Source organism: Micromonospora sp. ATCC 39149 (assembly GCF_000158815.1).
GTDB lineage: Bacteria > Actinomycetota > Actinomycetes > Mycobacteriales > Micromonosporaceae > Micromonospora.
In genome coordinates, this window is the sequence record NZ_GG657738.1 from 1,388,252 (window position 1) to 1,415,070 (window position 26,819).

The 26,819-nt window shown below is 72.7% G+C and carries 21 protein-coding genes; 9 read left to right on the forward strand and 12 right to left on the reverse strand.

All coding sequences use genetic code 11. The features are described 5' to 3' along the window. The first annotated feature begins 236 nt into the window (after nt 1-236). A complete protein-coding gene (locus MCAG_RS05560; protein ID WP_036372461.1) occupies nt 237-1,895 on the forward strand; it encodes a hypothetical protein in 1,659 nt (552 codons plus the stop codon). A gap of 98 nt (nt 1,896-1,993) precedes the next feature. Here MCAG_RS05560 and pulA read toward each other — a convergent pair whose 3' ends face one another. From pulA to MCAG_RS05575, 3 genes are all read right to left on the reverse strand, one after another. Then, nucleotides 1,994-7,492 (reverse strand): pullulanase-type alpha-1,6-glucosidase, encoded by a 5,499-nt coding sequence (gene pulA, locus MCAG_RS05565; protein WP_036372463.1) that lies wholly within the window; start codon nt 7,490-7,492, stop codon nt 1,994-1,996. A 188-nt stretch (nt 7,493-7,680) separates the two neighbouring features. Then, nucleotides 7,681-8,379 (reverse strand): hypothetical protein, encoded by a 699-nt coding sequence (locus tag MCAG_RS05570; protein WP_036372465.1) that lies wholly within the window; start codon nt 8,377-8,379, stop codon nt 7,681-7,683. Nucleotides 8,380-8,795: 416 nt separating this feature from the next. Continuing rightward, nucleotides 8,796-9,488, reverse strand: a complete 693-nt coding sequence (locus MCAG_RS05575; protein WP_007071998.1) for a hypothetical protein — start codon at nt 9,486-9,488, stop codon at nt 8,796-8,798. Between the two features lie 106 nt (nt 9,489-9,594). Here MCAG_RS05575 and MCAG_RS05580 point away from each other — a divergent pair, with 106 nt between their 5' ends. The 6 genes from MCAG_RS05580 to MCAG_RS05595 all read left to right on the forward strand — a co-directional run bounded on the left by MCAG_RS05580 (nt 9,595) and on the right by MCAG_RS05595 (nt 13,059). Further along, the gene (locus MCAG_RS05580; RefSeq protein ID WP_232290092.1) at nt 9,595-9,747 is read left to right on the forward strand and encodes a hypothetical protein; all 153 of its coding nucleotides are present in this window, start codon (nt 9,595-9,597) and stop codon (nt 9,745-9,747) included. Nucleotides 9,748-9,821: 74 nt separating this feature from the next. After that, nucleotides 9,822-10,781, forward strand: coding sequence for a helix-turn-helix domain-containing protein (locus MCAG_RS05585; protein WP_232290093.1), 960 nt, complete (start codon nt 9,822-9,824; stop codon nt 10,779-10,781). Beyond that, nucleotides 10,772-11,047 (forward strand): hypothetical protein, encoded by a 276-nt coding sequence (locus tag MCAG_RS29555; RefSeq protein WP_050777882.1) that lies wholly within the window; start codon nt 10,772-10,774, stop codon nt 11,045-11,047. The genes MCAG_RS05585 and MCAG_RS29555 overlap by 10 nt, the downstream gene beginning before the upstream one ends. Nucleotides 11,048-11,066: 19 nt before the next feature. Next, the gene (locus MCAG_RS29560; protein ID WP_050777883.1) at nt 11,067-11,450 is read left to right on the forward strand and encodes a hypothetical protein; all 384 of its coding nucleotides are present in this window, start codon (nt 11,067-11,069) and stop codon (nt 11,448-11,450) included. Further along, nucleotides 11,447-12,019, forward strand: a complete 573-nt coding sequence (locus MCAG_RS36140; protein ID WP_157547912.1) for a helix-turn-helix domain-containing protein — start codon at nt 11,447-11,449, stop codon at nt 12,017-12,019. Before MCAG_RS29560 ends, MCAG_RS36140 begins: the two co-directional genes overlap by 4 nt. Continuing rightward, nucleotides 12,016-13,059 (forward strand): glycerophosphodiester phosphodiesterase family protein, encoded by a 1,044-nt coding sequence (locus MCAG_RS05595; protein WP_050778158.1) that lies wholly within the window; start codon nt 12,016-12,018, stop codon nt 13,057-13,059. Before MCAG_RS36140 ends, MCAG_RS05595 begins: the two co-directional genes overlap by 4 nt. A 32-nt stretch (nt 13,060-13,091) precedes the next feature. On the opposite strand, the gene MCAG_RS05600 is transcribed toward MCAG_RS05595, so the two are convergent. Next, entirely contained in the window at nt 13,092-13,748 is a 657-nt protein-coding gene (locus MCAG_RS05600) for a DedA family protein (RefSeq protein WP_036372467.1), read from the reverse strand. 242 nt (nt 13,749-13,990) lie between these two features. Here MCAG_RS05600 and MCAG_RS05605 point away from each other — a divergent pair, with 242 nt between their 5' ends. After that, nucleotides 13,991-16,843, forward strand: coding sequence for an aconitate hydratase (locus MCAG_RS05605; protein ID WP_036372469.1), 2,853 nt, complete (start codon nt 13,991-13,993; stop codon nt 16,841-16,843). A gap of 59 nt (nt 16,844-16,902) precedes the next feature. Here the strand turns inward: MCAG_RS05605 and MCAG_RS05610 are convergent, their stop codons facing one another. From MCAG_RS05610 to MCAG_RS05640, 7 genes are all read right to left on the reverse strand, one after another. Next, nucleotides 16,903-17,508 carry an ATP/GTP-binding protein gene (locus tag MCAG_RS05610; protein ID WP_007072004.1) on the reverse strand — a complete coding sequence of 202 codons (606 nt, stop codon included), beginning with the start codon at nt 17,506-17,508 and terminating at the stop codon, nt 16,903-16,905. Beyond that, nucleotides 17,489-17,875 (reverse strand): DUF742 domain-containing protein, encoded by a 387-nt coding sequence (locus MCAG_RS05615; RefSeq protein WP_007072005.1) that lies wholly within the window; start codon nt 17,873-17,875, stop codon nt 17,489-17,491. Before MCAG_RS05615 ends, MCAG_RS05610 begins: the two co-directional genes overlap by 20 nt. Before the next feature lie 5 nt (nt 17,876-17,880). Then, nucleotides 17,881-18,303: a roadblock/LC7 domain-containing protein gene (locus MCAG_RS05620; RefSeq protein WP_007072006.1), complete on the reverse strand. Its 423-nt coding sequence runs from the start codon at nt 18,301-18,303 to the stop codon at nt 17,881-17,883. Between the two features lie 87 nt (nt 18,304-18,390). Beyond that, on the reverse strand, nt 18,391-21,000 hold the full coding sequence (locus tag MCAG_RS05625; RefSeq protein WP_036372472.1) for a nitrate- and nitrite sensing domain-containing protein: 2,610 nt from the start codon (nt 20,998-21,000) through the stop codon (nt 18,391-18,393). 96 nt (nt 21,001-21,096) lie between these two features. Further along, a complete protein-coding gene (locus MCAG_RS05630; RefSeq protein WP_232290094.1) occupies nt 21,097-22,782 on the reverse strand; it encodes a prenyltransferase/squalene oxidase repeat-containing protein in 1,686 nt (561 codons plus the stop codon). Then, the gene (locus MCAG_RS32250; RefSeq protein ID WP_232290095.1) at nt 22,779-23,693 is read right to left on the reverse strand and encodes a terpene synthase; all 915 of its coding nucleotides are present in this window, start codon (nt 23,691-23,693) and stop codon (nt 22,779-22,781) included. The genes MCAG_RS05630 and MCAG_RS32250 overlap by 4 nt, the downstream gene beginning before the upstream one ends. After that, nucleotides 23,690-25,144 (reverse strand): cytochrome P450, encoded by a 1,455-nt coding sequence (locus MCAG_RS05640; RefSeq protein ID WP_007072010.1) that lies wholly within the window; start codon nt 25,142-25,144, stop codon nt 23,690-23,692. Before MCAG_RS05640 ends, MCAG_RS32250 begins: the two co-directional genes overlap by 4 nt. 335 nt (nt 25,145-25,479) lie before the next feature. Here MCAG_RS05640 and MCAG_RS05645 point away from each other — a divergent pair, with 335 nt between their 5' ends. Continuing rightward, a complete protein-coding gene (locus MCAG_RS05645; RefSeq protein WP_007072011.1) occupies nt 25,480-25,725 on the forward strand; it encodes a DUF2630 family protein in 246 nt (81 codons plus the stop codon). 82 nt (nt 25,726-25,807) lie between these two features. On the opposite strand, the gene MCAG_RS05650 is transcribed toward MCAG_RS05645, so the two are convergent. Continuing rightward, complete coding sequence (locus MCAG_RS05650; RefSeq protein ID WP_007072012.1) at nt 25,808-26,755, reverse strand: serine protein kinase RIO; 948 nt, start codon at nt 26,753-26,755, stop codon at nt 25,808-25,810. Nucleotides 26,756-26,819: the final 64 nt, after the last annotated feature.

A 26,819-nucleotide genomic window follows, 5' to 3' on the forward strand; every position in this document is an offset into this window, starting at 1 on the left:
AGGCGGCTCGTGACGCAAGCCCCCGGTTCGGCACGACTGTGGGCCTCACTCCCCGCCGTCCGGACCGTCCCACCTTGGCCCGGGATACCCCTAACGTGGGTTGCTTTCGGATATGGCCTTGAAGAGAAAAAGATTCTCATACGGTGGGCCTCAGTAGCTACAACCGATTTGTAGCCAGGGCAGCCCGCGGTGGCGGAGCAGCCCTGTCTGGTACGAGGAGAGAGCAGAGAGCTCCGATGTCCAACTACCTTCGCAAGAACGCCGAGAACACCGCGCCGAAGAGCCGGCGCAAGCTGTGGCTCGCCACCGGCGTCGCCGGGCTGACCGGCGTGGTCAGCCTCGCCGGCGTCGCCGCCGCGAGCAGCGCGGGCGCCGTCGGGGTCGACCGTCTCGCCGACCTGAAGTGGTCCACGGCCGAGCAGGTCATTAAGGACGACACCGCCGGTCGCGACGACCGTGCGGGCGAAACCGGCAAGGGCCAGGAAGGGCAGAACGCCCGCGGTGGCCAGGACGACCGCAGTCGCCAGGACGACCGCAGTGGCCAGGACGCCCGTGGTGGCCAGGACGACTGGCAGAGCAAGGACTGGCAGGACAAGGACTGGCAGGGCAAGGACAGCAAGGACTGGCAGGGCAAGGACGGCAGGGACGGTCGGGACGGTCGGGACGGCAGGGACGGTCGGGACGGCAAGGACGAGGACGGCAAGGACGCCAAGGAACTGCCGTGTGACACCGACGTGCTCGTCGAGGCGGTGAACAGGGCCAACGAGGACAACGGCGGGGCGTTCAAACTGGCCAAGGACTGCACGTACAAGTTCAACGAGCAGACCGCCAACAACGCCTTCCCCGTCATCGACCAGCGCATCACGATCCTGGGCAACAACTCGACGTTGTTCCACGACGGCAGCGAGTTGTTCCGGTTCTTCACCGTCGCCTCCGGCGGCGATCTGACGCTGAAGGACCTCACCCTCAAGGGCGGCCAGATCACCGCGCCCCCGCCGCCGCCGAGCGGCGCCAACGGCGGGGCCCTGCTGGTGCAGGAGGGCGGCGAGGCCACCCTGAAGCACACCAAGCTGATCGACAACCGAGCCACCGGCGTCGGCACCGAAGGCAACGGCGGCGCCATCGCCAACTTCGGCAAGGTCGAGATCGACAAGAGCATCCTCGCCAACAACCACGCCCGCGGCGTCGGCAACGGCGGCAACGGCGGCGCCATCTACAACGAAGGCGAACTGACCGTCAACGACACCCGCATCGACAACAACACCGCCACCGGCAACAGCGCCGTCAGCGGCAACGGCGGCGGCATCGCCAACGAGGACGACGGCATCGCCACCATCACCTACAGCCAGATCACCAACAACAAGGCCAGCAACGACGGCGGCGGCATCCACAGCGACGACGACGCCCGCCTCACCGTCACCCGCACCAAGATCGCCCACAACACCGCCTGCGACGACGGCGGCGGCATCCACAACGACGGCAACTCCACCATGCTGCTGGAGTACGTCATCATCGCCGAGAACAAGGCCACCGACGACGGCGGCGGCGTCTTCAACAACAGCACCAACATCGCCACCATCAGGCACGCCCTCTTCGCCGACAACACCGCCGGCGACAACGGCGGCGGCCTGTTCAACGGCGGCACCCTGAACCTCTACGACAGCGAGTTCAAGGGCAACCACGCCGAACAGGGCGGCGCCATCTACAACGACAACAACGCCGTCCTCACCATCCGCCACAGCAAGATCGTCGGCAACTTCGCCGCCGAAACCGCCGGCGCGGGCGGCATCTTCAACGCCAACGCCAACAACGCCAACGTCGACCTCGACGACAAGACCATCATCAAGAAGAACGAACCCCGCAACTGCACCAACGTCACCGGCTGCGCCAACTGAAGACAGTCACGCGGTATCGGCTGGAACGGCATCGGCTGACACAGAGGACGGTCCGGCCCCCTTCCGCTCGACGGGAGGGGGCCGGACACGTGTGACACCTACCGTTGGACGAAGACCGCCACACTGCGGGCCGGCACGGTGAACGTGCCGCTGGCCCGGTCGAAGGAGGCCGTCCGCAGCGCCTCGTCCGCCGAGTTCCGCAGCACCGGGTGCAGCGCGACGTCCGCCCCGCGCAGCCCGGTCAGCCGCTGCCGCGCCGTCTCGCCGGTGGCGTTGAAGATTACCGTCACCGACGTCCACCGCTCGTCGAGGCCCCGGCCGTCCAGCGTCATCGTGAGCACACCGGGGGCCTCCCCCGCGCCGGAGAGCGGGAAGGCGACCCGCTTCTGCACCTGCTCGGCCGTGGTCAACCCGAAGACCGGCGAGGAGCCCCGGATCTTCAGCAGCTCCCGGTACCGGGCGTCGGCCAGGTTGATCGCCGCGCAGTCCGGGACCAGCGCCGGATCGGCCAGCAGCGGCTTGGCGTACGGCCACTTGTCCCGGTTGTCCTGCTCTGGCGGCAGGCCGGCGCCGAAGCCGTTGCCCTGGGCGCAGTCCCAGCGGATCTGGTTGAACCAGTCGCCGGAGTTGTACGAGTTGCGGTCCAGCGACTTCGACCGCAGCCGCTCCGAGCCGGCCGTCACGAAACCGGTCCCCTGTCCCATCACCACCGTGGCGAGGGCGAGCACCTGCATCCGGGCCCGGTCCGCCGCCGAGGTGGCCTGCGGCAGCTTGTACGCCAGCGCGTCGTACAGGATCTCGTTGTCGTGCGCGTCGACGTAGGTGACCGCCTCCCCCGGCGCGGCGGTGTAGCCGGCCGGCGAGCCGTTGTAGTCGACCTGCGCGCCGGTCACCTGCCGCCCCGACGAGTCGGTGAACCGGTACCCGCGCAGGTTGCCGGCCAGCCCGACCTTGATCAGGTCGTGGGCGTGCAGCAGCCGGGCCTTCTGCTCGGCGGCCGAGCCGTTCACCGGGTCGCCGTTCGGATCGGTGAAGAGGCCGGAGGCGAAGCCCTGCACCCGGGGGTTGGCGTCGAACGGCCCGCCCCCGCGCACCGCGTCGCGCAGCCGGTCGTTGAACGTGCCGATCCCGGTGCCGGCCATGTTGGCCTGCGTGGCCTGCACGAACCGGGCGTCGTCGGCGACCTCGCCGAAGTTCCAGCCCTCGCCGTAGAGCAGGATCTTCTTCCCGTCCACGCCGTCGCGGGCGACGGTCAGCTCGTCGAGCGCCTTGCGCACGGCCTGGATGTTCGCCTTCGGGTGGTGGCCCATCAGGTCGAACCGGAAGCCGTCCACCTTGTACTGCTTCGCCCAGGTGACCAGGGAGTCCACCACCAGCTTGCCCATCATGGCGTGCTCGGGGGCCGTGTTGGCGCAGCAGGTCGAGTTGGCGACGGCGCCGTCGTCGAGCAACCGGTGGTAGTAGCCGGGCACGATCTGGTCGAGCACCGACTTCGGGTCGACGCCCGCGGCCGAGGTGTGGTTGTAGACGACGTCCATCACCACGCGCAGCCCGGCGCCGTTGACGCCGGCCACCATCTGCCGGAACTCGGTGGTACGCCGCGCCCCGGCCGGGTCGACGGCGTAGCCGCCCTCCGGCACGGTGTAGTGCAGCGGGTCGTACCCCCAGTTGTAGCCGTCGGTGTCGGCCACCGCCGCGACGCACTTCTGCTGCTCGTCGGAGTCCGGGGGCAGCTTCGCCAGGTCGCAGGCCGGCTGCTTCTGGTCGGCCCGGCGTTCGGGGATGGTGGCGAAGTCGAACGCCGGCAGCAGGTGCAAATAGTCGACCCCGGCGTCGCCGAGCGACCGTAGGTGCCTCATGCCGGCCGTGTCCGGGTCGGTGAAGGCGAGGTAGGTTCCCCGCCGTTGCGCCGGCACGGTGGTGTCGGCGATGGAGAAGTCCCGGACGGAGACCTCCTGGATCTGCGCCTGCGCCGGGGGCACGGCCGCCGGCTTGCGCAGGCTCGCCCAGCCGGCCGGCGCGAGTGCCGGGTCGGCCAGGTCGACGATCTGGCTGTGCGTGGAGTCCGGGGCGAGGGCAACCGAGTACGGGTCGGTCACCGAGGCGGTGACCACCCGCTGCGCCGCCGGCTGCCACGCGGACACCCGGTACCGGTAGTACTTGCCGGTCCAGCCGCGCTCGCCGCGCACCGTCCACACGCCGGTGCGGTCGTCGCGGCGCATCGCCACGACCCGCGGCGCGGCGGTCGGGGTGTCGGACAGTTCCAGCGCCACCGTCTGGGCGGTGGGCGCCCAGACCGACAGGGTGGGCACCCGGCCAGCGAAGGTGGGGCCGAGCCGCGCGCCGGTCGCGGCGGCGTACACGTCGTCGAGCACGCCGGGAATCTGCACCCCGGTCGCGCCGAGCAGCGCGCCGGCCGCGTCCCGCTCGGTCACCACGAGCTGCCCGCGCAGCGCCGCCGGCACCTTCGCCAGGTCGCCCCGGTCGAGGGCGAAGGCCCGGTGCGCCCACAGGTGCGGGAACCGCGCGCGCTGGGCCTCGGTGAGCCCGTTGCGCTGCGCCCGCAGCGGCAGCGAGGTGTACGTCCCGGACAGCTCCCCGTCCGCGATGGTCAGCCCGCCGGCCGGGGCGGACACCAGCGCGTACGTCCTGCCGTCGGTGTCGGGAGTCTGCCAGGCGACGGTGGACCGGTCGATCCACTGCGCCCGCTGCTTGGTGATGTCCACGTCCCTGGATACCCCGGACGAGGTAGCCGGCAGCAGCCGGCCCGGCGTGGCGGCGAGCAGCCACACCTGACGCCCGGCGGTGGCGAAGTCCAGCCGCTGGTCTTCCGGCAGGTCCTTGGTGTCGCCGTGGTGGATGATGTAGCTCAGGCCGGTCGCCCCGGCGGCCAGCGGCACCCGGAAGACCGCGCCGAAGGCGTCGACCTTCTCCGGCCGCAGCGGGCTGGACCACTCGGTGGGGTTGGCCGCGCCGTCCCACAGGTGCAGGCCCCAGCCGTCGTAGTTGTTGTCGGCGCGGCGGTAGTGGATCAGCGCGGTGTTCTCGTCGACGGGCGGCTCCGGCTCGCCGGTGGCGGCCTGCCTGGTCGGGTAGAGGGCGGCGTCGCCCTGCTTCACCCAGACCTCGCCGGTCGCCGTGACGTCGACGGTCCGGTCGGCGGCGACGTCCTTGTTGCCGGCGGAGTCGACCACGAGGAACCCGACGGACTTCGCGCCGGGCTTGAGCCTCACCCAGGCGAACCGGCCGAAGGAGTCCTCGCCCGCGAACGGCTGTCCCTTGGGCCACTCGGTGACGTACGCGGGGTCGATGTCGCCCCAGGCGTACAGGCCCCAGTCGTCGTACCCGCCGGCCGGGCGCTGGTAGTGCACCACCAACCAGTCCCGCGAAACACTCTGGGCGGGGGTGCCGACGGTGGCGGTGGACCGGGTGCCGGCGACGCGCCCCCGGCCGTCGCGGACGACCGCCTTGTACTCGACCTTCGTCCCACCGGCCAGCCCGGTCAGGTCGTGGTGCACTGTGTACGGAGCGGAGTGGGCGCTGCCCAGCAGCGTCCACCGGCCGCCGGCGACCCGGGCGGCGACGGTGACGGTGGCCAGCGGGTCGCCGGTGACCTGGACGGTGACGGCGGCCCGGGTGGCCACCGACGCGTCCGGGGCAGGGGCGGTGATGGCGATCGCCGGCTTCGCGGCGGCCTGCGGGATGGCCCTGGCGGCCCGGTACACCACGGCGGACAGCGCCGGCACGGTGACGGTCAGCCTGCCGTCCGCCCCGGCGCTCGGCGTGTCGGTGGCGCCGTGGATCCCGGCGAACGCGGTGCCCGCCGACCAGGTGTCCACGGTGGCGGTCTGCGCGGTGTCGGCGTTGTTCACGGCGACGACGTACTCGACACGCTGGCGAGGGTCGACGCGGGAGAACGCGAAGACGCCCGGGCCGTCGGAGGCGTACCGGGTGACCTGGACGCCGTCGCGCAGCGCCGGGTGGGCCTGGCGCAGCGCGCCCAGCTCGGCGATGGTGCGGTACAGCGGGTGCGTCGGGTCGTACTGGTCGGCGGCGTGGGTGCGGTCGGTGCCGATCAGGTCGTCGTCGAGGTAGTCGGGCGTACGCGAGGCGAACATGTCCTGCCGGGCGTCCTTGTCGCCGCCGGGGCCGGTGAAGCCCTGCTCGTCGCCGGAGTACACCACCGGCTGCCCCCGGGTGAGGAACATCAGCTGGTGGGCGAGCTTGGCGCGGCGCAGCTGCGCGGCGTCGTCCCCGCCGGAGGCTGCGATGAACGCGCCGATCCGGCCCATGTCGTGGTTGCCGAGGAAGGTGGTCAGCCGGTTGGCGTCGGTGTCCCGGGAGGCGTACAGGTCGTCGCGGGCGTACACGTCGGCGAGCGCCTTCGCGGAACCGCCGGCGGCGGTGTAGCCGCGTGCGGCCTCCTGGAAGGCGAAGTCGAGGGTGGCCGGCAGGCCGCCGCGCCGCACGTAGTTGGAGGTGATCTCCGGGTCGGCGCTGTAGACCTCACCGAACATGAAGAAGTCCTTCTTGCCGGCGGCCTCCGCCGCCCGCTCGATGCCCCGGCTGAACTGCGGCCAGAACTCCAGATTGGCGTGCTTGACGGTGTCGAGCCGGAACCCGTCGACGCCGGTGGCGCCGATCCAGTCGCCGTAGACCTTGGTGAGGCCCTCTACCACCTCGGGTCGCTCGGTCCACAGGTCGTCCAGGCCGAAGAAGTCGCCGTACTCGCTGTTCTCGCCGGCGAAGGTCGAGTCGCCCCGGTTGTGGTACATGGTGGCGTCGTTGAGCCACGCCGGGACCTTCACCTTCGCGTCGGCGGGGCTGTCGAAGGTCGGGGTGTACGGAAAGGAGTCGGCGTTCACCGTCGGAAAGTCCCGGGTGCCGTCGGCGTAGTTGCGGTCGTCGAAGGCCCGACCCTGCGCGTCGGTGTACGGCGCGGTCTTCTTGTCGATGTACGCGTACTTGTCCTCGGCGTACTTGATGACGTCGGCGGTGTGGTTGACGATGACGTCGAGGTAGACCTTGATGCCCCGCTGGTGCGAGAGCCTGACCAGCCTCTTCAGCTCCTCATTGGTGCCGAAGTGCGGGTCGACCTGGGTGAAGTCGGTGATCCAGTACCCGTGGTAGCCGGCGGAGACGTCCTCGCCGGTGCCCTGCACGGGCCGGTTCTTGAAGACCGGGGCGAGCCAGATGGCCGTCGTGCCCAGCCCCTGGATGTAGTCGAGCCTGTCGATGACACCCTTGAGGTCGCCGCCGTGGTAGAAGCCCTTGTCGGTGGGATCGAGGCCGGTGGCCAGCCGGTCCCCGGTCAGGCCGCCGGAGTCGTTGCGGGGGTCGCCGTTGGCGAACCGGTCCGGCAGGACGAAGTAGAACTGCTCGGCCCTGGCGCCGTCGGAACCGGCGGCGAGCAGGGCCTCGGCGGAGGGCTCGGAGCGCCACTGCACCGCCCCGGCGGCGAGGGGGTCGACGCCGGTGCCGCGCCCGGCGGCGTCGCCACCGAGCTGGCGCACGGCGACGGGGGTGCCGACGAGGGCGAATGTGAGGGTGAAGACCAAGGCGAGCATCGCCTTACGGGACATCGGCGGGGGTTTCATCGACGGCCTTCCTCTGGTCGTGATTGGCCCGCACGCTAGCCCTTGCCGAAACGTTCTGCAATACTTTGCAAACCCAGTCGCAACAAAGCAATCATCTTGCAAGCGCGTCCGCACGGCCCAGCGAGGAGGGCAACCCGCAGCGCAGCGCGGGAAGGACCCGGCCACGGCCGATGGTCGCGAAGGTTCGCTCAGCGGATGCCCGAGCAGCCCACATTGCCGACGGTGCAGGCCGTCGGCCGGGTCGCCCAGGTCCGGTCGTAGTGGAACCTCAGCGGCACCGCGGCCCCCGGGTTCAGGTCGGCGCCGCTGGTGAAGGTCCAGGTGTCGCCCGAGCGGCTGATCCGGCCCTGCGGGGCACCCTCGATCCAGGCGGTGACCAGATTGGCGTACGGGAAGGTCATCCGGACCGTCCAGCCCTGGGACGACCGGGACTCGTTACGAACCAGCACCTCGCCGATGAACGCCCCGTTGTAGGTCTCCAACACCCGGTACGCACCGGTGAACGGCGGCGGGGCGGGCGGCGCCGGCGGGGACGCGGAGCGACTCCCACCGCCCGGCGTGGGAATGGCATCGGGCTTGGTGGGCCGCGCGGTGCTGGGCGACGGGGACGAGCGCGGGGACAGGCCCGGCACCACCGGCGCGGGCGACTCCGTCACCGACCGGCTCACCGTCGGCGGCAGCGTCGGCAGCGTCATCGTCGGCTGCGGCATCGTCCATTCCGGGGCCGGAAACGCCTCACCGACGGGACCCCGGGTGCGATACGTGCCGAGCGCCACGAACAGCAACACCACCATCACCACCACCCCGACCGAGACCACGATCCAAGGCGAATTGGCGATGGCCGTGCTGGCCCCGGAGGTGGGTCGCACGCGACGTGTGCCCGACATGTCCCTCCTCTCGGTTCCGCCCGGCGAGCGTAGCGATCAACAGCAAGGTCGGAAAGAGCCGGAGCATCACTGAACCGTCCTAACAGTTCGATGAGCCCCGGTTCCGTCGATGCCATGCACATCCGCAGGTCACCGCGACGCCGTCAGGCGGTGCGATCACCGTACAGATGGCGGGCCCCCGTCGGTACACCGCAGTGGGTAACGGTACCGCCCGCCCGGAACCCGCCGTCCCCGGCCGTCCAGGAACTCCCACACGGCGATCCCGGTGAGCAACGCCGAGACCGGCTGCCCGTCCTCGATCACAGCGTGTGCCGCGACCAGCTCACGCTCCTGTTAGTCCGGGCGCGCCGACGAACGACACCACCGAGGAGGCGAAAGAGAAGCTGTCGCACTGCGCACCGCGCCGACGCGTTCGCTCACCGTGGCGGGATGTGGACCTCGATCTCGACGCCGAGCTGGGCACCGCCGGTCAGCCCGAGGTCGTCGCCGCTCCAGAACCGGCCCGGGTCGTACCAGTTCGGACGGCGGCCCGCCGACAACAGGCCCATCGCCTCGTACGTCACCGCGACCACCTCGGCACAGTACGCCGTCTCCAGCGCCCGGTCCCGCACCGCGGCCCCGCCCGGCAGCGCCGCCCGGCCGGCTCCCCGCTCCCGCCGCCTCGGCAGGGGCACCGGGAGCCGCACCTGCGGCACCCGGCCCCGCGCCCAGCGCCAGGCAAGCTGGGCGGTCGACGGGAACGGCGTGCCGTCGAGGCGGGCGACGGTGCGCAGCACGGCCTGCTCCATCGCCGCGTCGGCGGGCGGTTCGAGCTGGCGCAGCCAGGCCCGCTGGCCGTACCGGTTGGCCCAGACACAGACCGCGTCCCGCAGGTCGTGTAGCTGCACTCCGCGCTGGTGGGTGCCGGTCCACATGTCCGGCAGCGACCGGCCCAGCTCGGCGTGCCACATCAGCGGCGGCATGTCGTCCAGGACCACCGCCATGCCAACGTGGTTGACCGGGCTGTTGGTGGTGAGCTGGATGGCCCGGTCGGGCACGCTGCGGCCACGGAACACCCACACGTCGCCGGTGCGGGTCAGCTCCACGGCCTCGTCCAGGCCGATGCTCATGCCGTCACCCCGTCGCCGGTGCTCTGCTCGCTCATGGGGGTCTACCCTAGGCGCATGCGGCGACGGATGCGGTGGTGGAAGGTGCTCGGGCTGGCCGGTCTCGCGGGTGTCCGCGGCGACCGGGGTGGTCGTCGCCCGCGCCGAGCGGCGGCGACGGGCGTACACCCCGGAGGAGATCCGGGTCCGGCTGCGCAACCGGCACGCGGAGGCCACCGCCACCGGTGTCCTGGGGGCCGCGCCACCCGACAAGCCGGCCTGACCGACGGGCCGGGGAACCGCATCGACGCCGGCAACCGTACGGGAGGCGTACCGTTGCAGACGGTAGGGCCGCCGGTGGTAGCGGGTCCACGGCCCACCGCCCAGACCGCTACCTGGGGAGAGCGCCGGCTTTCACAACCGTACATTTCACAGATCGAGGCCGGGCGCCGCAGCATCGACAGCCGGTCAACGCTGATCGCCATCGCCGCTGCCCTACAGGTCACGGTCGCCGACCTGCTCGACCAGCCCGGCGATCCGGCCGACCCGGCGAAGACCGGTGCCGCAGACGCGGTACCCGCCATCTGGGCCGCCCTGCTGGAGATCAGCGACGGTGACCGGCGCAGGCCCTCCGGCAGCCCGGAACAGACCGTCGCGTCCCTCCACGCCACCAACATCCTGCGACTCAGCGCCGACTACATTCGCATGGCCAGGACCCTTCCCGGGCTCCTCGCGGACGCCTCCGCCCATGGCGGAGTCCTGCTCGCCGAAGCCGCCTACCTGACGTCGACCTGCCTGCGGCCCCTCGGACACCGGCACCTGGCCGTCGACGCGGCCCGCATCGCCCAGGCCGCCGCCGAAGACGTCGAGCACCACGCGTGGCGGGGCGCGGCCCGGTTCGCATACGCGCAGGCCCTGCCCGTCGAAGCAGCCGGAGTCGCCGCGCGCGCCGCCGCCCGGACGATGGCCGACCTGCAACCCCACGCCGCGGAACGGAAAGTGCGGCAGGTACTCGGGCAACTACACCTGGCCGCTGCGCTGCGCTCCGCAGTCGACGGACAGACCGGCACCGCAGCCGACCACCTGTCCGAAGCGGAGCACGAGGCGGCGACCCTCGGTGACCCGCCGCCGGACGGCGGGTTCAACGCCATGTGCTTCGGGCCAACCAACGTCGTGTTGTGGCGAATGACCATCGCCGGCGAGTCCCCGATCTGCTGCGGCTGGCCCCTGCCCTGCTCGTCGACGGCCACCGGCTCCCCGGCGGGCAGGGTGAGCAGCTTGTCTGGGCGTACCGGCTCATCGCGTTCGTGCTGGTGAAGCTCGGCGCTGCGGAGCTGGCGTGGTTGGCTGCCGACCGGGCGCTGTCCGCCGCTGGCGATGAGCCGGTGCTGGCGGCGGTCGCCGTCGTGCCGCTCTGTCAGGCCCTGCGCGCCGCCGGCCGGCAGCAGGCCGCGTTCGAGCTGGCCGTCGTCGCCGCTCACCAGGTCGCCCCGCTGGAGCCGGACAGGGGCACGGCCGCCGAGCGAGCGGCGTGCGCGGCGGCCCTGGTCCAGGCCCGCGCTGGCCGCCGCCGCAGCGGGTGACCGGTCAACGGCGGACGAGATGCTCGACGACGCCACCGCGGTCACCGAGCCGGGCGGGCCGGAGCGGGCGGCGGTCGACGCGGCCCAGGTCGCCGCCGCCGTGCTGCTCGGCGACGGCCGGCGCGCGGTCGGCCTCCACGAGGCGCTGGTCGGTGGCCCGGCGTGGCGGCGACTGCCGATCGAGCATCGGGCCGCGCACCTGGTCGACGTGGCCGGCGCGTACGTGCGTACAGATAACGTGGCCGGGGCGGGCGGGGCGCTGCTGCACGCGGACCGCCTGGTGCCCGCCGAGGTACGGATCAGGCCCGCCGGGCGGGCGGCGCTGGCCGAGGTGTTGGCCGGGGTGCGCCGGCCGGACCCGCGCCTGATCGCGTTGGCGGAGGCGATCAGGATAAAGCTATGACCGAGCACGCGGACGTGCGGGAGTTGGCCACGCTGGACCGGGTGGTCGCCGAGTTGGTCGCGCTGACGGCACCGGGCGACACGGACCGGGTCCGCGCGCTGGCCGAACAGGCTCAACGGGTGCCCCGGGTGTGGCCGGGGCAGAGCCTACGCACCTACCGGCATGAGCTGACCCGGATGCGTGAGGAACATGGCCTGTCGCTTGAGGTGGCTGCCGAGCGGATGGACTGGTCGACGTCGAAACTGCGCCGGGTGGAGCTGGCGCGGTCGGGATCAGCGTCAGCGACATGCGGATGCTGGCCGCTCTGTACCAGGCAGACCCGGCGACAGCGGAGCGGCTGGCGGACCAGGCATGGAGGGCGCGGCGGGCGACCCGCAGAACGCGGGCATGGTCGGGCCCGGGCCGGACCGGGAGCGCCCCGCGCCGCATCGACGCGGGCAGCTGCGGCGATCTTGCAGTTTCGGCCCCAGCAAAAGGGACGAAGAGCCCAGGGGCGGGGCCCAAAGTGCAAGATCGGCGCACAAGAGGGGTGGGGGCCAAGCGCGCCCGCTGGCAGACTGCCCCGGTGACCGAACGGGAGACCGCACCTGAGGCCAGCGACAGCGGGTCGGGCGGCAGCCGGCCAGACCGCGGCCGACGGTGGCGACGCCGACTCGCAGTCGCGCTCGCCGTCGTGCTGCTGGCCGCCGCCGGCCTGTATGTCGGTAACAGCTCCACACTGGCCGACCCGCCACCGGGGCGGCCGTTCCAGCTGGCGCACCGCGGGCTGGCCCAGACCTTCGACCTGGCCGGCGTCACCAACGACACCTGCACCGCCGAGCGCATTCACCCGCCCGAGCATTCTTACCTGGAGAACACCCTCGCGTCGATGCGGGCGGCGTTCGCGGCGGGCGCCGACTTGGTGGAGTTCGACGTGCAGGCCACCCGGGACGGCCACCTGGCCGTCTTCCACGACGCGACGTTGCAGTGCCGCACCGACGGCACCGGGGCGGTCCGCGACCACACTCTCGCCGAGCTGCGCGAGCTCGACCTCGGCTACGGCTACACCAGCGACGGCGGGAAGACCTTCCCGTTCCGGGGCAGGGGGTTCGGCCTGCTCCCGACGGTCGAGGAGGTGCTGGCCGAGTTTCCCGGCCGGGAACTGCTGCTCCACCTCAAAATCGAGCGGGCCGCCGAGGGCGAGGCGCTGGCCGACCTCCTGGCGAGGCTGCCGGAGCAGCGGCGGCGCACCCTCACCGTCTACGGCGGCGACCTGGCGGTGGCCGCGTTCGCCGCCCGGCTGCCCGACGTCCGGGTCACCTCGAAGAAGATCATGCAGGACTGCCTCGTGCCGTACCTCGCCGGCGGCTGGACCGGGCACGTCCCCGATGCCTGCCACCATCGGCAACTGCACCTGCCCGAGCGCTACGGGCGGCTGCTGTGGGGCTGGCCGAACCGGTTCGTCGCCCGGATGCGCGAGGCGGACACCCGGGTGATCCTGGTCAACGGGTCGGGCGAGTTCTCGGAGGGCTTCGACGACCCGGACGACGTCGACGCGCTCCCGCCGGGCTGGACGGGTGGGGTCTGGACGAACCGGATCGACGTGGTCGCGCCCCTGCTGGCCCGGTGACCCGATGATCGAGGCCGGCCGATCCAGCCGGGTCAGCGGTCGGCGGTCGCGCCGACCGGCTCGGCCTCGCCGGACGTCTCCGCCTGCTCCAGGGCGCGGACCCGCCGCCGCAGCCACCAGGTGCTGGCCAGGCCGGTGAGGACGGCGAGGACCAGCCCCGCCCAGGAGATGTCCTTGAGCCAGTGCTCGGCGGCCCGGCCCACGGTGTAGAGCAGGTAGGTGGTGCCGAAGGCCCAGACCAGGCCGGCGGCCGCGTTGGCCAGCAGGAACCGCCGGTACGGCACGTGCAGCGCGCCGGCGAGGGGGCCGACGAGGATGCGCAGCAGCGCCACGAACCGGCCGAAGAAGACCGCCCACACGCCGTACCGGACGAAGCTCTGCTCGGCGTGGGCGAGCTGCGCGGGGCCGAGGTGTTTCGGAAAGCGCCGGCCCAGCCGGGCGAGCAGCGGCCGGCCGCCCCGGCGGCCCACCGCGTATCCGATCGAGTCGCCGACGATCGCGCCGGACGCCGCGGCGGCGGCCACCCACTCCGGTCCCACCACCCCGGTGGCGGCGAGCAGGGCGGAGCTGACCAGCACGATCTCGCCGGGCAGTGGAACACCTATGCTCTCCACGCCGATCACCCCGGCGACGATCAGATAGACCGCGACCGGGGGCAGCGCGGTCAGCCAGTGCTGTACGTCGACCACGGCCCACCCCCTCAGGTCCGGCCTCGAACCCTACCCGGGCACCGGGGCCCGCGGCCCCTCGCCGCCGGGCCCCGGCCACCCGGAGGCCACGCAACGGCGTCCCGAAGCCTGGCCCGAGGTTGCGCGAATAGCAAGACGGACGTACGGTTTTGTTAGATGCGAGAACCCAGTAAGTGTCACCTAACCGGGGCGTCGCCCCGGCCGGTGCGACAGACTGCTCAGGACTACTCACGGTCGCTGGTGTGAAGGAGTACGACGTGGCGAGCCTCGACACCTTCGGTGCGAAGACCCAGCTACGCGTCGGAGACGCGAGCTACGAAATTTTCAAGATCAGCAAGGTGGAGGGACACGAACGGCTCCCCTACAGCCTGAAGATCCTGCTGGAGAACCTGCTGCGGACCGAGGACGGCGCGAACATCACCGCCGATCACATCCGCCAGCTCGGCGGCTGGGACGCGACCGCCGACCCGAGCGTGGAGATCCAGTTCACCCCGGCGCGGGTGCTGATGCAGGACTTCACCGGCGTACCGTGCGTGGTCGACCTGGCCACCATGCGCGAGGCGGTCCGCGACCTCGGCGGCGACGCCACCAAGGTCAACCCGCTGGCCCCCGCCGAGCTGGTCATCGACCACTCCGTCATCGCCGACCTGTTCGGCCGTGCGGACGCCTTCGAGCGCAACGTCGAGCTGGAGTACGAGCGCAACAAGGAGCGCTACCAGTTCCTGCGCTGGGGCCAGACCGCGTTCAACGAGTTCAAGGTCGTCCCGCCGGGCACCGGCATCGTGCACCAGGTCAACATCGAGTACCTGGCCCGCACGATCATGGAGCGGGGTGGCCAGGCGTACCCGGACACCGTGGTCGGCACCGACTCGCACACCACGATGGTCAACGGCCTGGGCGTGCTGGGCTGGGGCGTCGGCGGCATCGAGGCCGAGGCCGCGATGCTCGGCCAGCCGGTCAGCATGCTGATCCCGCGGGTCGTCGGCTTCAAGCTGCACGGCGAGATGCCGGCCGGCACCACCGCCACCGACCTGGTGCTCACCATCACCGAGATGCTGCGCAAGCACGGCGTGGTCGGCAAGTTCGTCGAGTTCTACGGCCCCGGCGTGAGCGCCGTGCCGCTGGCCAACCGGGCCACCATCGGCAACATGTCCCCGGAGTACGGCTCCACCGTGGCGATCTTCCCGATCGACGCCGAGACCGTCCGCTATTTGGAGCTGACCGGCCGCGACCCGCAGCAGGTCGCGCTCGTCGAGGCGTACGCCAAGGAGCAGGGCCTCTGGCACGACCCGGCCGCCGAGCCGGACTACTCGGAGCGCCTCGAACTCGACCTGAGCACCATCGAGCCGTCCCTCGCCGGCCCGAAGCGCCCGCAGGACCGGGTGCCCCTGGGCAGCGCCAAGACGCTGTTCCGCTCGGCGCTGACCGACTACGTCACCGGCGGCGCCGGCGCGAAGGTCGCCAGCCGGGCCGGGGTCGCCCGCGAGCAGTTGCCCAAGGGTGCGAACGGCCCGGCCGACGAGGCCAGCGCCGAGTCGTTCCCGGCCAGCGACCCGCCCGCCAACGACTTCAGCGACCCGGCCGACGAGCCGCGCGACCTGGTCGCCGCCGCCGTGGGCTCGGGCGGCCGGGCCAGCAACCCGGTCCGGGTCACCGGCGCCGACGGCGTGGAGTACGAGCTGGACCACGGTGCCGTCGTGATCGCCGCGATCACCTCCTGCACCAACACCTCCAACCCGCAGGTGATGATCGGGGCGGCCCTGCTGGCCCGCAACGCGGTCGACAAGGGCCTGACCCGCAAGCCGTGGGTGAAGACCACCCTCGCGCCTGGCTCCAAGGTCGTGATGGACTACTACGACCGCGCCGGCCTCACGCCCTACCTGGACAAGCTCGGCTTCAACCTGGTCGGCTACGGCTGCACCACCTGCATCGGCAACTCCGGCCCGCTGCCGGAGGAGGTCTCCGCCGCCGTGAACGAGGGCGACCTCGCGGTGGTCTCGGTGCTGTCGGGCAACCGGAACTTCGAGGGCCGGATCAACCCGGACGTCAAGATGAACTACCTGGCGTCCCCGCCGCTGGTGGTCGCGTACGCGCTCGCCGGCACGATGGACATCGACCTGGCCAACGAGCCGATCGGCGAGGACAGCGAGGGCAACCCCGTCTTCCTGCGCGACATCTGGCCGAACAGCGCCGAGATCCAGGACGTCATCGCCAAGGCGATCGGCGCGACCGGCTTCAGCGCGGCGTACGCGGACGTGTTCGCCGGCGACGAGCGGTGGCAGTCGCTGCCGACCCCGACCGGCGACACGTTCGCCTGGGAGGGCGAGAGCACCTACGTCCGCAAGCCCCCGTACTTCGAGGGCATGCAGCAGGAGCCGCAGCCGGTGCGGGACATCACCGACGCCCGGGTGCTGGCCAAGCTGGGCGACTCGGTCACCACCGACCACATCTCCCCGGCCGGCTCGATCAAGGCCGACTCCCCCGCCGGCACGTACCTCGCCGAGCACGGCGTGCCGCGCCACGAGTTCAACTCGTACGGCTCGCGCCGGGGCAACCACGAGGTGATGATCCGGGGCACGTTCGCCAACATCCGGCTGCGCAACCAGCTCGTCCCCGGTGTGGAGGGCGGGTTCACGGTCAACCACCTGACCGGCGAGCAGACCAGCATCTACGACGCCTCCACCGCGTACCAGGAGGCGGGGGTGCCGCTGGTCATCCTGGCCGGCAAGGAGTACGGCTCCGGCTCGTCGCGGGACTGGGCGGCCAAGGGCACCATGCTGCTCGGTGTGAAGGCGGTCATCGCCGAGTCGTACGAGCGCATCCACCGGTCGAACCTGATCGGCATGGGCGTCCTGCCGTTGCAGTTCCCGGTCGACGCCACCGCCGAGTCGCTCGGCCTCACCGGCACCGAGACCTTCTCGATCACCGGAGTGACCGCGCTGAACGACGGCGAGACCCCGCGCACGGTGAAGGTCACCACCGACACCGGCGTCGAGTTCGACGCCGTGGTCCGGATCGACACTCCGGGCGAGGCCGACTACTACCGCCACGGCGGCATCCTGCAGTACGTCCTGCGCCGCATGATCGCCGGCTGAACGCAGGCGGGGCCCCTTGTCGACAGGCGTCTGTCGGCAAGGGGCCCCGCCGGTGCGCGTCAGCCGCCCGCGCGGCGGCGGGACTCCCGGACCTTCATCGCGTGCTCCATCAGCGTGATGAGCACCTCCTTGCTCGACTCCCGCTGCCGGGCGTCGCAGAGCAGCACCGGCACCCCCGGGTCGAGGTTGAGGGCGGCCTGCACCTCGTCGAGCCGGTATCGGCGAGCACCCTCGAAACAGTTCACCGCCACCACGAACGGGGTGCCGCGCCCCTCGAAGTAGTCGATCGACGGGAAGCAGTCGGCCAGCCGCCGGGTGTCGGCGAGCACCACCGCGCCGAGCGCGCCGAGCGCCAACTCGTCCCAGACGAACCAGAACCGGTCCTGGCCCGGCGTGCCGAACAAATAGAGCACCAGGTCTTCGCTGATGGTGATCCGGCCGAAGTCCATCGCCACGGTGGTGGTGGTCTTGCCCTCCACCCCGGACAGGTCGTCGATCCCGACCCCGGTCTCGGTGAGCACCTCCTCGGTCCGCAACGGCCGGGTCTCGCTGACCGCGCCGACCATCGTGGTCTTGCCGACACCGAAGCCGCCCGCGATCAGGATCTTGATCGCGGTGGGCAGCGGCGCGGCTCCCGCCGGCCGCTCAGAGGGCCCGTAGTCCATTGATAACCGCCTCGAAGATGCTCTCGTCGGGAAGGCCCGCGGTCACCCGCGGCTCGCGTACTTGCACGAGGTCGCGCGCCATCAGGTCGCCGAGCAGGACCCGGATCGTGCCCACCGGCAGGTCCAGGTGCGCGGCGACCTCCGCCACGGACTGGATCCGCTGGCAGAGCGCGACGATGGCCAGGTGCTCCGGGCCCAGCCCGACCTCCGGCGACACCTCCGCGCGGGTGGCCGTCACCAGGGAGATCAGGTCGAACGTGCCGGTGACCGGGCGCGCCCGGCCACGGGTCACCGCGTACGGTCGGACCACCGGCCCGGCGTAGTCGTCGACCCACTGTTCCTCCATGGACTCCCCTGGGGCCGTCATGGCGACTACTTCTCGCCGACCGGCTGCTCGGGAAGCCGGGTCGGGGAGGCCACGTACTTGCCCACCCGGGTCACCAGCATGGCCATCTCGTACGCGATGAGGCCGACGTCGGCGTCCTCCGAGGCCAGCACCGCGAGGCAGGCGTTGCGGCCGGCGGCGGTGACGAAGAGGAACGACGACTGCATCTCGATGATCGTCTGCTGCACCTGGCCGCCGCCGAACCGTTTCCCCGCGCCCCGGGCCAGGCTCTGGATGCCGGCCGCCATCGCCGCGAGGTGCTCCCCGTCGTCCCGGCTCAGGCCCTGCGACGAGGCCATCAGCAGGCCGTCTGTGGAGAGCGCGACAGCATGTTCGGCCTGCTTCACCCGGCCGACCAGATCATCCAGCAACCACGTCAGGTCGGCACTCGAAGCCGTCTTCTGCCCCACTCGTCGTCCTCTTCTCCCCCGGCTGGTGTCGCCGTCTTGTCGTCTGGGACCTGCCGTCCCGCCATGGCGCGGTTCGTCCGCGCCGCCTCAGGTCGCCTCGTGCTCGCCGGCGTCGCCCGTGGGCTCCCCGTCACCGGCCCCGCCGAGCAGGCGGGCCGCGTCGGTGCGACCGCGCCGGGTGCCGGTCTGGTAGGAGCTCATCATCCGGCGGACCTGCTCCGGCGGCCGGATCGTGTCCTCGTCGTCGTCCGGCTGCGCGGCCGGGTCCTCGCGCAACTCCGGCACGATGTTGGCCTGGCGTACGCGCACCGGCAGCCCGGAGTCGGTCCGCCGCACCGGCGCGGGGGCCGGAACGGGGGCGGCCGCCAACCTGGCGGACGCGGCGGGAGCCGCACCGTCGGCGGCGATCTCGGCGGGTTCGCCGGCGTGGCCCGGGCCCGCCACGGTGAAGCCCGGGGCCGCATCGTGGGCGAGCGGCCGGGGCGTGGTGATCGGAAGCCCGGTCGGCACGGTCGGCGCGTCCAACGCCGACTGCCCGGCGGGGTGCCGGGGGCGTACCGGCAGCTGGGTCCCCTCCGCCGGGGCGTCCGGGGCGGTGCGGGACCGCGCGCGGGTGGGCAGGGCCGGCATGCCGTCGCCCTCGACGGCGGGAGCGGCCGGTGCGGGAGCCGGGGCCGTCGGGGCCTCCGCCAGCGCCACCGGCGCGAGCGGGCGGGCCGCCGGCCGGTCGCCGACCGGACCCGTCGGACCCGCCACGACCGGCGCGGCCGGATCGGTTTGGCCGTCGGTGCGCCCGGGGCCGGCGGTCTCGCCGCCGCCCGCGTCGGTGACCAGCTCCGCCGGGATCAGCACGACCGCCGTGGTGCCGCCGTACGCCGACTCCTTCAACTGCACCCGGACGCCGTGCCGGTCGGTGAGCCGGCTGACCACGTACAGGCCGAGTCGGGCGGCGTTGGCCAGGTTCAGCTCGGACCGGTCCACGATCCGGTGGTTCGCGGCGGCGAGGTCCTCCTCGCTCATCCCGAGGCCCCGGTCCTCGATCTCGATGACGAACCCGTTGGCCACCATCTGGCCGCGCACCTCGACGTTGGTGTTCGGCGGCGAGAACGACAGGCCGTTCTCGATCAGCTCGGCCAGCAGGTGGATGACGTCACCGACGGCCCGGCCGGCCAGCGAGATCGCGCCCAGCGGCAGCACGTTGACCCGGGTGTAGTCCTCCACCTCGGCGACCGCGCCACGGACCACGTCGACCATCGGGACGTTGCGCCGCCAGGCCCGGCCCGGGGTGGAGCCGGAAAGAACGATCAGGTTCTCGGCGTTGCGCCGCATCCGGGTGGCGAGGTGGTCGATCCGGAACAGGTCCTCCAGCTCCTCGGCGTCCTGCTCCCGGCGTTCCATCGCGTCGAGCAAGGTGAGCTGGCGGTGCACCAGCGCCTGGGTGCGCCGGGCCAGGCTGAGGAAGACCTCGCGGACGTTGCGGCGCAGCTCCGCCTGCTCGACGGCGGTGCGCAGCGCGGTCTCCTGGACGGCGTTGAACGCCTTGCCCACCTGGCCGACCTCGTCGTCGCCGAACTCCAGCGGTGGGGCCTCGGTGGCGACGTCAACCTCCTCGCCGTGGCCGAGCCGCTCCACCACGCTGGGCAGCCGGTCGTTGGCGAGGGCGTGCGCGGCCTCGCGCAGCCGCTCCAGCTGGCGCAGCAGCGCCCGGGCGGTGGTGATCGACACGATGATCGACGCGACCACGGCGAGCAGGCCCAGGCCGGTGGCGAGCACCAGGCGAATGATCACCATGACGGCGACCGGGGTGGCCCGCTCCACCACGTCGTCGCCGCCGGCGACCACGACCTCGCTCCACCGGGCCAGCGCCGGGGCCACCGCCGCGTCCCAGTCGGCGGCCTCGAAGCCCAACCGGGGGTCGGTGCCCCGGCCCTGGATGATGCCGTCCTCAAGGTCACGCAGGCTCCTGAACGCCTCGCCGCCGACCATCGCGTCGTAGCGCTGCCGGTCGGCGGCGGGCAGCCGGCTCACCGCCAGCTCGGCGGCGAACCGCTGCGCGCCGATGAGCTGGGCGAGCTGGGACCGTTCCGCCGTGGTCATCCGTCCCGCCGAGAGCACGCCGGTGAGCAGGGCGTCCTCCTGGGAGAGCAGCTCACGGGCGCGGTTGAGCTCGATCAGCGCGGTGGTGTCCTCGCCGACCTGCTGGTCGCCGAGCAGGCCAAGGGCCGCGTAGACGTCGAAGATGGACCGGATCACCTGCCCGTACGCCGTGAGGGTCGACGACCGGTCGACGCTGCGCACGTCCACCTCGGAGCGGGTGTCCCCCAGCCGGGAGAGCTGCCCGTAGGCCGCGTCGAGGCGCTGCTCCAGCGTTTCGCTGGCGGCCACGGCGGTACGCCAGCCGCTGGACGACTCGCGGAACGCCGACGCCAGCTCGTCGGTGCGCCGCCGTTCCGTGCCGAGCGCCTCCCGCCGCGTCTCGTCCGGCCGCCCCAGGTACGCCAGAGACAGCTTCCGTTCCCGCTGAAGCTGAAGCACCAGCGTCTCGCTCGGCTCCGACACCGATTCGTTGAGCGCCTGCACCCCGAGCAGGTTGACGCCGTCCCGCAGGGTCACCCACGCCGCGAAGGCCCAGAGCGCGACGAGCGACGCCAGCAGGGCGACGATTTTGGTACGGAGATTCGTACTGCGGGAACGCATCACACCGTCCTGGCCGGGTGTTCGGGGGTTGCCGGAGCGTGTGTGGTCGGTACACGGTCGACCACGCGCGCACGCTAGCAGTGTCGGTATATTCACTCAAGCGGCACTGATCAAGGGGGCCCTCCGGTTCCCGGGCCTAGTGGCGGCGGTGCCGCCGGCCCCGGCACGGACGAGATGGCGGGCCGCGGCGACGGCGGCGCGGACGATCACGGCGGGGCGGTAGAGGTCCTTGTCGTGCCAGAGAGCGGGCTCACCGTCGCGTCCCTCCATGGTGGCCAGGTAGCGCCGGCCCCGGCCGAGCGCCGCGTCGACGCCGGCCGGCGCGGCTGGCCCGGCGGCGCGCAGGACCTGCACGGCGTACGCGGTCTCCTCGATGGTGCCGCCCCACCGTCCCCAGGATCCGTCGGCGCGCTGCCCGGCCAGCACCCACTCGACGGCCCGGTCCACCGCGCCCTCGGCGGCCGGTCCCCGGCCGTGCCCGGACAGGGCGAGCACCGCGCAGCTCGTGGCGTAGTACGGCGAGGCGTGCCAGCGGTCGGACCACTGCCCGTCGGGAAGCTGCCGGTCGGCGAGCCAGCCGGTGAGCCGCCGCGTCACCGCGACGAGCCGGGCGTCGGCCGGCGCGTGGTGGGCCAGATGCCAGCCGAACGCGTCGAGCACGTGGGCGTTGGTGGTGACGGACGCGCCGTCCTCCCCCGGCCAGGTGCAGAAGTGCTCGCCCGTGTCGTAGCCCCAGAGGCTGGCCGGGTCGAGCGGGCGGCCGAGGCGGGCCAACGCGTAGAGGGTCACCGCCGTGGTGTCGGCGTCGGCGGGCAGCCCGGGCGCGGTGGGGGTACCGACGGCGCCGACGGTCGCCACCAGGCCGGCGAGCAGCCGGGGCGGCACCGGCAGCGGGACGCCCGCCCGACTCAGGGTGCTCAGCGCCCAGGCCCGCTCGAAGACCGTGATTCCGGTGGCGCACGGCACCGGCCCGCCCTGCTGGCGGGCCACGCCCTCCAGGTAGGACACCGCGCCCGCCGCCCCGGGCCCCGCGTCGGGTACGCCCAGCCAGGCGGCGGTCGCCGCCGGGGACGCGCCCACGGTGCCGGGCCCGACCGGGGCCACCCCGGCGGCGCGACGAGCCGCCGGGCCGATCACCTCGAGGGCGTGCAGCAGCTTCACCGGCAGCGGACGGCCGGAGGCGACCAGCGCGCGGACCCCGGCCAGCCGGGTACCGTCCAGCCCCGGCGGCAGCGGTAGCGGGCCGGCGTCGCGCCAGGCGGCGAGGCCGGGCGGCGGGTCGGCGCGCACGGCGTCGAGGTGCGCGGCGACCGAGCCGACCAGCGCCGGGACGGTCAGGTCGATGGCCGGCAGGTCGGGCGGGGCGGGCGCGGTCGGGCCGGTGAGCCGCCCATACAGGGCGCGTAGCCCGCCGTCCACGGCCCGGGCCAGGCGTTCGGCGGCGCAGACCCCGGGCAGCCAGGCGGCGTCCCCCCGGCGCAGAGCGGTGAGCAGCGCCTCGGTGGCGCTGAGCGTCGGCACCAGAGCGTACCCCTGCCGACCGCCCCACGCGCCGTCGGGGCGTTGCGCGGCGAGCAGGTAGGTGATCCGCTCGACGTGGTGCACCAGCCACGGCGCGAGGCTGACCAGGCGCCCGGTCTCGTACACCGACGCGGAGGACTGCCCGCCCGGGGTGAGCGTCATCGCGGCGACCAGCTCACGGGCGTCCGCCGCGGACTCCGGGTCCCGCGCGGGCCGGTCGACCGGGCCGGGAGCGGTGGACCGCTGCCGGGCGATCGTCACCGCTGCCCCCAGAAGTCGGTGGACCGGTAGAAGCCGCTGCTGAACCCGATCTGCCGGGCCAGGTACGTCGCCTGGAGCGGGCAGCCGCCGGACAGCGGGGCCAGCAGTTCCGTGCACCGCTCGACCAGCTCGACGATGCGCTGGTCCACCTCGGCGCGGTCGTTCACCAGCAGCAACGCGTTCAGGTCGCCCCATTCGAGGTCCCGCTCGTACGTGGCGAGGTCGTTGACGAGCCGCAGCACCCGCTGCACCTCGTCGCTGACGGCCACCAGCCGGTCCAGCCGCCGGTGGGTTTCCGCGTCGCCGGTCCAGATCCAATGTGCGACGTTGACCACGGTGCAGGCGAGGTTGTCGGCATTGGCGAGGTACTCTGCGAAGCCGGGCAACGGGGCGCCGTCGCGCTGCCGGGCGGTCTTCCAGTCCCACTCCCGGGCCATCGCGGTCACCGTGCGGCGTACCGCCGCGCGCCATGCGTCGCCCAACGCGGCGAACGCGGGGACTGTCGCGAGGTCGTCGCGGAGCTCGGCGAGCAGGCGTCCGAGCGGGTCGTCGGCGTCCGGGCTCCTGCCCTCGACGACCGCGAGGGCACCGGTCACCACCCGGTCGACGTCCGCCCGGGACTTCGCCAGGTAGTCGATCCGCCAGTCGAGGGCGAATCCCCAGAGCACCATCCGGTTGCTCAGTCGTAACTGCTCGGCCGTGCACCAGGGTGCGCCGAAGGCGATGGCCAGGGCGATGTTGCTGAACAGCGCGGCGTCGAAGGGCCGGCCGGTGCAGAGGTCCGGGAAGCGGGCGGCCTGCCGTTGCAGGTCGCGCTGGCCCTGCGCGGCGAGCGCGCAGATCCGGCCCTGCTCGGCGGCGGCGGAGAGCTGGTCGGGCAGCACCGTGGACGGTGGCGTGACGAGGTTCACGCGACGGTTCCGGTGCGGACGGGGCGCAGCTCCAGTTCCACGCGGTCCCTCGCCCGCAGCGCGGCGGCGAGCCGCACAGCGGGCAGTCGGGAACTGCGCGCCCGCAGCCGGTAGCGGCTCAACAGGTTCGCCACGATGAGCTGCGCCTCCAGATAGAACAGGTGCATGCCCAGGCACTGGTGCGGGCCGCCGCCGAAGGGGAAGAACGCGTACCGGTGCCGGGCCCGGACCCGCTGCGGGGTGAACCGGTCCGGGTCGAAGACCTCCGGGTCGTCCCAGTACCGCGTCAACCGCTGGGTGACCAGCGAGCTGATCAGCAGCGTCGCCCCGGCCGGCAGGCGCACGCCGCCAAGCGTCGTCGGCCGGAGCACCTGCCGGGGCGCCAGCCAGCCCACCGGGTAGAGCCGGATCAGCTCGTCGAGCACCATCCGGGTGTAGCGCAGGCGCGGCAGGTGCTCGGGGCCGACCCGGCCACCGCCGGCCACCGAGTCGATCTCCTCCCGCAACCGGGCGGCGACCTCGGGTGAGCGCTCCAGGTGCGGCCAGAGCCAGGTCAGCACGTTGACGGTGGTCTCGGTGGTCACGGCCACCATGGCAACGGTGTCGTTGCGGACCTGCCGCTCGTCCAGTGGCCGGCCGTCGCCGGTGGTGCCCCGCCAGAGCGTGGCGATGACGTCGTCGCCGTCGCTGCCCCGCGCCGAGCGGACGATCGGCGCCAGCACCTCGTCGATGCGCCGGGCGGCGTCCCGGAACGCCCGGTCGCCGGGCATCGGCAGCGCCAGCGGTGCGAACGGCACCAGCACCCGGGGGATCACCGAGGTGGCGATCGCGTCCTGGGCCCGGATGACGCGGAGAGCGTCGGCGACCGAGATCCGGCCGCCGAAGAACGTCTCCATCATCGTCCGGCACACGATCCGGGCCTGCTCGGCGCCGATGTCCACCGGCTGGCCGGCGCGGGCCGGCCCGTCCAGCTCGGCGACCGCGTCGGCGATCGTCGCGGCCATCCGGTCCAACACCGCCTCTATCCGCCGGGCGGTGAACAGTGGCTGGAGGATGCGCCGGCTGTCCGACCACACCGGACCGTCGCCGAGGATCCCGTCGCCGAACAGCCGGCGCAGCGGACCCCAGAACGCGCCGTCGCCGGCCCGGCCGAAGTTGTCGGCCCGGTCCCCCAGCACCTGCTGCACGTGGTCGGCATCGGTCACCAGGTAGGGCCGGAACGCCCCGACGTTGAGTCGGACCACCTCGCCGCCGGCCCGCTCGCCGAAGTCGACGAGGGCGCGGACGGGGTCGCGGAGCAGGCCGGGCGCGACGTGCCGCAGCGGAACGGATCTCGCTCGCCGAGCACGGGTGGGGGCCGGGTGTGGGGCTACCACGTGTGGTGCACTCCCCTGATCAACTGAGCGTCGCGGAACGACCGTGGAAAGTAACGGTCCGCCCGAGCATGCCATTGAGCAGGTCAACTTCTCCAGAGGAGAGAAGAATAATTTTCGCGCGCGAAATTTCCCGGCTCCACTAGGGACCCGTCACGGACCCGCCACCTGGGCATTTCCACCGGCACCGCCACACCTCGTAACCAACTGGCAACCGAGCTGGGGTGCCGCGGACGGGCGTAGCCTCGTTGCCCGCGCCGTCGATCGCGCATCGGCGGCAGGGACCCGCCGGCCCTCGGCGTCGATGCCGCCCGGCGACGGCCAGGCCCGCCGGGGGCGCCGTGACGACTTTCGCCAACCCGACGCGGGAGAGAAGCGGGCACGACCCCACCCGCTGTGCCAGGCTCAGGGGCATGGACGACAAGACCATCCTGAATCGGATCTCCGAGCTGGTCGACGAGGAGCACCGGCTCCGCTCGGCGGCGCAGACGAAGGAGTCCGGCACCGCCGACGAGCAGGACCGGCTGCGCGAGTTGGAGGAATCCCTGGACCAGTGCTGGGACCTGCTACGCCGGCGGCGGGCCGCCCGCCAGGCCCACGGTGACCCCGAGGCCCAGGGTGTACGCCCGGTCCCGGAGGTGGAGCGCTACCTCCAGTGACCAGTCAGGCGGCCGGCACGCGCCGGCCGCCCCTGGTCCGACGCGGGCGCCGGGTCCTGGTCCGGCGTCCGCGCGGCGTGGCTCAGCGGAGGCCGGCCTCGCGCAGCAGCAGCGCGGTCAGCGCCCCCGGGTCGGTGTCGCCGGCCGGCAGGCCACGCGCCGTGAACCAGGCCCCCACCACCCGGACGTCCCTGGCCAGGAACTCCGGGCCCTGCGGGTTGGCCACCACGTCCACCACCTGCGGCAGATCGATCATGACCAGCCGCCCCGCGTGCACCAGCAGGTTGTACGGCGACAGGTCGCCGTGCGCGTAGCCGGCCCGGGCCAGCACCACCAGTGCGTCGACCAGTTGCTCCCACAGCGAGCGCAGCTCGGCCGGCTCGGGCCGGCACTGGGCGAGCCGGGGCGCGGCCAGCCCCTCGTCCGGATCACCGACGAACTCCAGCATCAGCTCGGTGCCGAGCAGCTGCACGGGGTACGGCACGGCGATACGGCCGTGCGCCGCGCCGATCTCCCAGAGTCGGGAGAGGGCGGCGAACTCGGCGGCGGCCCATTGCCCGGCGATCATCTGCCGGCCGAACGCGGTACGCCCGGCCATCGCCCGGTTCTCCCGGGACCGGCGCACCCGGCGTCCCTCCAGGTAGCCGGCATCGCGGTGGAACAGCCGGTGCTGGGCGTCCCGGTACCGCTTCACCGCCAGCAGGCAGGACCGGTCGGTGTCCGGCACGGCCCGGCGGACCAGGTGGACGTCCGCCTCCTTGCCGGTCTTGAGCACACCCAGGTCGGTGTCCCGGGCGGCCAGCTCGGTGACCAGCCAGGCCGGGTACGGCTCGGGGCCGTGCACGGCCCGGTCCCAGGTGGACCAGGCGTCGCCGGCAGGGGCGTCGTCGTCCGGGCCCGGGTCAGGGTCCGGGTCGGTCAGGACCGGCTCGGCGGGCCGGCCGCGCTTCAGGAAATTCGGTTCGTCGTCGTCGAAGCGGCTCTTGCCGCGGCTCCGGCGCCCGCGCGCCGGAAAGTCGTCGTCACGCACTGTGCTGGTGATCCCTTGATCGAGGCTGGTGAAGGCAGGTGGAAGAGCCCTGCAAAGACGGCCA